This window comes from Mesorhizobium sp. M7A.F.Ca.CA.001.04.2.1, assembly GCF_003998485.1.
In the GTDB taxonomy this organism is placed as follows: Bacteria; Pseudomonadota; Alphaproteobacteria; order Rhizobiales; family Rhizobiaceae; genus Mesorhizobium; species Mesorhizobium ciceri.
Map to the genome: position 1 here is coordinate 1 of NZ_RZQT01000209.1, position 7,361 is coordinate 7,361.

Annotated in this window: 7 protein-coding genes; all 7 read left to right on the top strand. The window is 57.0% G+C overall.

The window, feature by feature from the left end; genetic code table 11:
- Positions 1-929: 929 nt before the first annotated feature.
- Positions 930-1,520, top strand: a complete 591-nt coding sequence (locus EN955_RS32935) for a NodA family N-acyltransferase (protein ID WP_024505875.1) — start codon at positions 930-932, stop codon at positions 1,518-1,520.
- A complete protein-coding gene (gene nodB / locus EN955_RS32940; RefSeq protein WP_024505874.1) occupies positions 1,517-2,176 on the top strand; it encodes a chitooligosaccharide deacetylase NodB in 660 nt (219 codons plus the stop codon). Before EN955_RS32935 ends, nodB begins: the two co-directional genes overlap by 4 nt.
- Positions 2,177-2,191: 15 nt before the next feature.
- On the top strand, positions 2,192-3,517 hold the full coding sequence (gene nodC, locus EN955_RS32945; RefSeq protein WP_032899868.1) for a chitooligosaccharide synthase NodC: 1,326 nt from the start codon (positions 2,192-2,194) through the stop codon (positions 3,515-3,517).
- Positions 3,518-3,777: 260 nt separating this feature from the next.
- Positions 3,778-4,692, top strand: coding sequence for a nodulation factor ABC transporter ATP-binding protein NodI (nodI, locus tag EN955_RS32950; protein ID WP_024505873.1), 915 nt, complete (start codon positions 3,778-3,780; stop codon positions 4,690-4,692).
- A gap of 3 nt (positions 4,693-4,695) precedes the next feature.
- Positions 4,696-5,484: an ABC transporter permease gene (locus tag EN955_RS32955; RefSeq protein WP_024505872.1), complete on the top strand. Its 789-nt coding sequence runs from the start codon at positions 4,696-4,698 to the stop codon at positions 5,482-5,484.
- Between the two features lie 289 nt (positions 5,485-5,773).
- Complete coding sequence (locus tag EN955_RS32960; RefSeq protein ID WP_024505871.1) at positions 5,774-6,535, top strand: sulfotransferase; 762 nt, start codon at positions 5,774-5,776, stop codon at positions 6,533-6,535.
- Positions 6,536-6,912: 377 nt separating this feature from the next.
- Positions 6,913-7,361 (top strand): cation:dicarboxylase symporter family transporter (locus EN955_RS32965; protein WP_127223546.1); only part of this gene is annotated, 449 nt, incomplete at its 3' end.

The window sequence follows — 7,361 nt, forward strand, 5'->3', positions numbered from 1 at the left end:
CAAGGTGCGCGTCGCCATGAGCAACGCCTTCGCCATGGGCGGTACGAACGCAGTTCTGGCATTCAGGCAGGTGTAGAAGCCATGCAAGACGCCTCATTTGAGGTCACCTGTCGTATCTAGCTGCTTGCCGGACCACTATGTGAAGCGAGCGCTATTGGCTGCCTCTGCGATGCGGGAATTGGCAGCGGACGTCTCACGATCAAACAGGCATCTGCTTGTAGAATTCTTTTAATCGTGAAGCGGCGCGAGTGCGCTATCCGTTGAGGTGAGCAAGGCCGGCGCCCTGGGTGAGCGCTGGTGTCGGGTGGTGGAAAGTACAGGGGGAGCTGTGTGGCCCCCTCTTTCTCGGCCTCGACGATGTGCGAAGGAGCCTGTGCGGCGAACGGGCCGACGCCCCAGGCTCAGAACCTGGGCGAACCTAACTCCCGCCAAAGGACAGCCCAGAGCTGGATACACGAAAGAGATACTGAACCCGCGAATCAGATTCTGATCAATCGTCGTGTCTGAGCTCCGCTCGGCTCTTACGGAGATAATCGCGCGGCCCGGCAACGGCCGCGCGTGCCGCGGGCGTGAGCTTTGCGCTTCGTCAGAAGTGCCTCGAGCGTGACGACGATAATTGACCAGCCATATGGAACGCATTCGCCCAGTTATCCAAAGCGTGGATACCTTTCATCTAAACAAAGGATTTTACCGTTTTTGCTGCAGGTCCCATAGAGGCGCTTCAAGTTGGAAAGATAGGTAGTTCCCATGGTTGCGTTGGATCCGATGAGCATCATCTGGTGTGCGGGGCGCACAAAGTCAGTCGCATCTGCATTACGGCTTGGTCTTTCGGCGGTCTCCACAAGTTACGCCCCGTTGGTGCGATGCCAATTATTTAACCAATGCTTGAACATTTATCTCAACCAGACAGCTCCAAGGTGAGGTCTTCCATGCGCCCGAATGTCGATTGGAAGTTGTGCTGGGAAAATGAGCTGCAACTGGCCGACCATGTCGAACTCTCCGACTTTTTTCGAAAGACCTATGGACGGACTGGCGCCTTCAACGCGGAGCCATTCGAAGGCGGCCGCAGTTGGGCCGGCGCGAGGCCGGAATTCCGCGCAATCGGCTACGACGCGCATGGGGTAGCGGCTCACATCGGCATGCTGCGGCGCTTCATCAAAGTTGGCGAGGTCGACTTGATCGTCGCTGAATTGGGCCTGTACGCGGTTCGTCCGGATCTTGAAGGGCTCGGAATCGGTTTTTCGATGCGCGTGGCGTACCCAGTGCTCCATCAGTTGGGTGTTCCATTCGCTTTCGGCACGGTTCGGCACGCGCTGCGAAACCATGTCGAAAGATTCTGCAGAGCCGGCCTCGCGAACATTGTGTCGGGCGTTCGCGTACGATCGACCCGTCCAGATGTGCATCCCGACCTGCCGCCCACGCGCCTGGAAGACGTACTCGTGTTGGTTTCGCCGATCGGACGCTCGATGGACGAGTGGCCGTCCGGTACCCTGATCGACCGGAACGGTCCGGAACTATGAAGCCTCTGGACTACATATGCGAAGGGCAGAGTGACAATGCCGATGGCACTGCAGAGCGCAGCGTCTATCTGACGTTTGACGATGGTCCCAATTCATTTTTCACACCGCAGATACTCAATGTGCTGGCGCAACATCAGGTGACGGCGACCTTCTTCGTTGTTGGGGCCTACGCGGCCGACGAGCCGGAACTCGTTCGCCGAATTATTACAGACGGGCACGGTATAGCCAACCACACGATGACTCATCCGGACCTGGCCAAATGCGGGTCCGTCGAAGTCGACTGCCAGATAGTTGAGGCAAACAGAGTCATAGGGATGGCTTGCCCGCAGGCCATGGTTCGGTACTTTCGTGCACCGTATGGCATCTGGACCGAAGAAGTAATCGCTGCATCAGCGGGTGCGGCATTGACGCCCGTCCATTGGTCCATTGATCCACGCGACTGGTCTCGCCCCGGCGTTGACGCCATCGTCGACAGAGTGCTCGCCGATATCCGGCCGGGCGCAATCGTGCTGTTGCACGACGGGTGCGCTCCCGACGAATTGCAACCAGGCAATCAAGCCAGTCTGCGCGACCAGACGGTGACAGCGTTGTCACGCCTAATTCCAGAATTGCACGGCCGCGGATTTGTAATCCGATCACTTCCTCAACACCCCTGAACAAACAGAGATCCTATGGACCTTCTCACCACAGCCAGTACTGTTGCCGTTTCGTCTTATGCGGTGCTCTCGACTGTTTACAGAGGCATGCAAGCGGTCTACTCCCAACCGGAAAATGTTACGCCGCCGTCGGAAAGCTTGTTCGGATCCGACCGTTGGCCGAGCGTGGATGTCATTATCCCCTGCTACAATGAGGACCCGCGCACACTCGCGGCGTGTTTAGCTTCCATTGCAAATCAAGATTACGCCGGAACATTTCAGGTCTATCTGGTTGACGACGGTTCTGGAAATCGTAATGCCGTCATCCCGGTACATCACGCCTACGAGGGCGACCCGAGATTCAATTTCATTCTGCTCCGCGAGAATGTTGGCAAACGCAAGGCGCAGATCGCCGCCATCCGCCGCTCATCTGGAGATTTCGTGCTCAGCGTCGACTCTGACACGACACTTGCGTCCGACGTCATCACAAAGCTTGCAGTAAAAATGCGGGATTCCATGGTCGGAGCGGCCATGGGCCAGCTGACGGCATACAACCGCAGCGACACTTGGTTGACCCGATTGATCGATATGGAATACTGGCTGGCTTGCAATGAGGAGCGCGCGGCGCAAGGTCGCTTTGGTGCGGTCATGTGCTGCTGCGGCCCATGTGCAATGTACCGCCGGTCTTGTCTCCTTTCTCTGCTGGATCAATACGAGACGCAGCTGTTCAGGGGGAAACCAAGCGACTTCGGTGAAGACCGTCATCTTACGATCCTCATGCTGAAAGCAGGCTTTCGAACCGAGTACGTTCCAGGTGCCGTCGCGGCGACAGTCGTTCCGGACAAGATGGGACCTTATTTGCGCCAACAACTCCGCTGGGCACGAAGCACCTTCCGGGACACGATGCTTGCGCGAGGTCTACTGCGTGGCCTGGATCGCTATCTAACTTTGGATGTGATGGGAGAGAATCTCGGCCCATTGTTGCTCGGCATCGCGGTAGTAACGGCGCTCGGTGAGCTACTATTTTCACATACAGTAAATTGGTGGACGGTGCTGGCTATTGTCACGATGACCATAATCAGATCTACGGTGTTATCTTTCCGCACTCGGCAGCTTCGATTCATCGGCTATTCAATGCACGCGTTAATCAGGATATTCCTGTTGATCCCCTTGAAGGCTTACGCCCTGTGTACATTGAGCAATAGCGATTGGCTGTCGCGTAAAAGTGTTCCCCTGCCCAACAGGAGCACAAAGGAAATCACAAGCGCGATGCCGCTTGCCGGAGCAAATGCTGCGGGCAATTCTGGAATTGCGGAGTCACTTCATACTGCAGATCTTTCGCTCACAGCTGGTGAAGTCTGACGGCCTTGCAGCGCCGAGTGACCGAGTAAGTTGTGTCAGTCGACACGGGGTGAAGCTTTCGAGTTACCTATGGTCAGAACGGGAACTATCTGGAAGCGACACGTGGCATCTTGACGTTATTCTTTGGCGGAAGCGATACACGCGTCGCTCCGGCCGCGACTTTCCAAAGGTGCCATCTCAAGGCGGTGGCCTGCTCTGAACCAGAATTCGCAAGTAAGCTGCCGGTGGCCAATCGGACTCATTCCGCTTGAGATAGACGCATGTCCAATGTAGCAATCGACCTTACCGGCGTAACCAAATTATTCGGAAACAAGCTCGTTGTGGACGGGCTGTCCTTCACCGTTGCATCGGGAGAGTGCTTCGGTCTGCTGGGGCCGAACGGCGCAGGCAAGAGCACGATTGCGCGTATGCTCCTCGGTATGACCCGGCCTGACGCGGGTGATATAACAGTCCTCGGTCTACCAGTGCCGGCACGCAGCCGCTTGGCCCGCAAGGGCATAGGCGTGGTCCCGCAGTTCGACAATCTCGACCTGGAATTTACGGTACGCGAGAACCTGTTGGTGTTCGGGCGCTACTTCGGCATGAGTACAAGAGAGATCAACGCCGTCATCCCACGGCTCCTCGAGTTCGCTCGCCTTGAGAGCAAGGCGGATTCACGTGTCGGCCTGCTATCCGGCGGGATGAAGCGGCGCCTGACGCTGGCACGTGCTCTGATCAACGACCCCCAGTTGCTTGTGATGGATGAGCCCACGACCGGCCTCGACCCGCATGCCCGCCATCTGATCTGGGAGCGACTTCGTTTCCTGCTGGCGAGCGGAAAAACGATCATTTTGACCACCCATTTCATGGAAGAGGCTGAGCGGCTTTGTGATCGGCTGTGTGTTCTCGAGCGGGGACGCAAGATCGCCGAGGGCAGTCCTCATGCGCTGATCGACGAGTACATTGGGTGCAACGTGATCGAGATCTTCGGCGGCAATCCACAGGAGCTGATTTCGCTGATCAGACCGTACGTTCAGCGTGTCGAGGTAAGCGGCGAGACGCTCTTTTGCTATGCGCCTGAGCCGGAGGATGTGCGCATCCAGCTTCGCGGTCGAGCGGGTCTGCGTATTCTAGAGCGTCCACCCAGTCTGGAGGACGTTTTCTTGAGGTTAACCGGACGTGAGATGGAGAAGTGAGCAATGGGTGAACGTTTTGCGGCCGCTCTACCCGCCAACGCCTGGAACTGGATCGCGGTGTGGCGCCGCAATCATCTGGCATGGAAGAAGGTGGCATTTGCTTCAATGCTCGGCACCCTTGCTGATCCGATGATTTACCTTTTCGGGCTCGGCACTGGCCTTGGACTGTTGGTAGGCCGCATCGAAGGTGCATCCTACATCGCCTTTCTGGCAGCCGGCATGGTTGCGACGAGCGCGATGACAGCATCAACCTTCGAAACAATTTACGCGGTTTTCGGTCGAATGCGCGATCAGGGCACTTGGGAAGCAATGCTGCACACACAACTTACCCTCGGCGACATCGTTCTCGGTGAATTGACCTGGGCAGCCACAAAGGCCTTTCTGGCCGGTACGACAATTGCGATTGTTGCCGCCGCGCTAGGTTATGCCGCGTGGACGTCGGTTCTCTACGTGCTGCCGGTCATCGCTCTCACCGGGTTCGCCTTTGCGAGCCTGGCCATGCTCGTCATCGCGCTCGCGCCCAGTTATCACTATTTTATTTTCTATCAGACGCTTGTCATCACACCCATGCTGTTCCTTTCGGGCGCGGTTTTTCCAGTCGGCCAATTGCCAGGAGTGTTTCAGCAGATTGCGGCCTTCTCGCCGCTGGCGAATTCTATCGATCTAATCCGTCCGGTGATGCTCGGCCGCCTGGGCGACAATGTAGGGCTGCATATAGGCGCACTTTGCATGTTCGCTGTATTGCCTTTTTTTCTGTCGGCTGGACTGTTTCATCGACGACTAATGCGTTGACGCTTACCTACGCCCATCAACGAGAAGGAGGTCCGCAATGCCGGATTGCAAACTGCCCCCAGCGGCCCGGAGGCATGCGTGTGCCAGGAATCGCGAGTGGTACAACAACGCCGAAGCCGGGCGCCACCCAGCCGCTGCAGGCACGCGCCCATCTTCGCGACCACACCTCGGAGTACAGGCTGGGTGGTGAGGCGCGCGGACCCACCCGGAGCGTTCAAGCGATAGCAGCCAAGCTTCTTGTGCGCGTCCCCAGACCGTCGCGGCCATTATTTAGTTGGATACACATGCAATGACCCACAACGAACCAACTCCTGAGCCTTTTGTGATCCTTGCTATGCCAAGGACCGGAACACACTATTTAGAAGAATTGCTAAACGAGCATCCGACCGTTCTGAGTAACGGTGAGTTGCTAAACGAATATGATCCCAATTGGCCCAGCACGGATCGCCTGCTAGGCACGGATCGCGAGCTTCTTGAGCTTGCCTATGTGCGCTGCCCTATGCGCGACTACAAGAATGTGACGCATCTTGGCTGCAAGATCAATGAACCTCAGTTTCGCGAGCGTCCAGCATTCTTTGCGGAATTAGCTCGTTGGCCAGCACTCAAGGTCATCCTCGTTGTTCGCCGAAACGTATTGGAATCGCTCCGATCCTTTGTGCAGGCCAGGGAAAGCGGTCAGTGGCTGAAGTTCAGCTCGGACAACGATACCGCTCGGCCACCGAGCGTCAGGTTGTCAATCGCCGACTGTGAGGCTTATTTCAAAGCCGCCGACGATTTTCACGCTCGCGTTATGGACTCCTTCACGTCGACCAACCTGCTTGTAATGGAATACGAGAGCCTACTTCACGAACCTGCCCAATGCTTGGGAGCGGTTTGGGATTTCCTGGGCGTTCCAGCGCTTGAGCCATCAGATAACGCCATCTTGCAGCGCCAGGAAACGCGACCGCTTGATCAAACGGTGGAGAACTTTGACGAGTTGCGGATTCACTTCGCACGCGGACCTTATTCAAGATTTTTTGACCTCGGAGATTCAATGCGCTCCTACGCTTAATCGCTTGTACCGCGTGCTCTGATGGGCGTGTAGGATATCCTGCAGTTTGCGCGCATTCCGTTCCAAAACTGACAAACCAAAGTCACCAAGGCAACCGGCAGTCGATCTGCGGCGAACATCAAAGGGCACGGGCGCAAGGCGACCTGGTCAATTCCCTCTCTGATGAAGCACTTCCTCAGACGCGATCTTTGGCGAGCCTCGAGTGCAGAATTCCGGCAAGGTGGAGGGTTCCAGTGCGCAACTGCACCAATCTCGCTGGACGGGACAGGCGTCCAGTTGGCACGGCACTTGCTCCGAGATGACAGCAGCGCTCGACCGGAGCGCAGCATGGGAGAAGGAGGAGCCCCCACCCCGATCCGGTCAGGGAGAGAGAAACGATGTTGGTTCCAAGAGTCCCCCGCGCGATCGCAGCGCCCCGCAAGCGCCATTTTGCCCGGACCTACGTGCAGGTACTTGCCGCCATGGTCCTTGGAGCCGCAATTGGCTACCTCTATCCGGAAACCGGCCAAAGCCTGAAGCCGCTCGGCGATGCCTTCATCAAAGTCATCAAGATGATTATCGCACCTGTCATCTTCCTGACAATTGCGACCGGCATTGCCGGCATGAGCGATCTGCAGAAGGTCGGCCGAGTTGCCGCCAAGGCGATGGTTTATTTCCTTACCTTCTCGACGCTTGCACTCGTTGTCGGGCTGATTGTCGCGAATATCGTTCAGCCTGGCGCCGGCCTCAACATCGATCCGGCCTCGCTCGATGTCGAAGCCGTTAAGGGCTATGTGGCCACGGCTCACGAGCAGTCCGTGACCAGCTTCCTGATGAACATCATCCC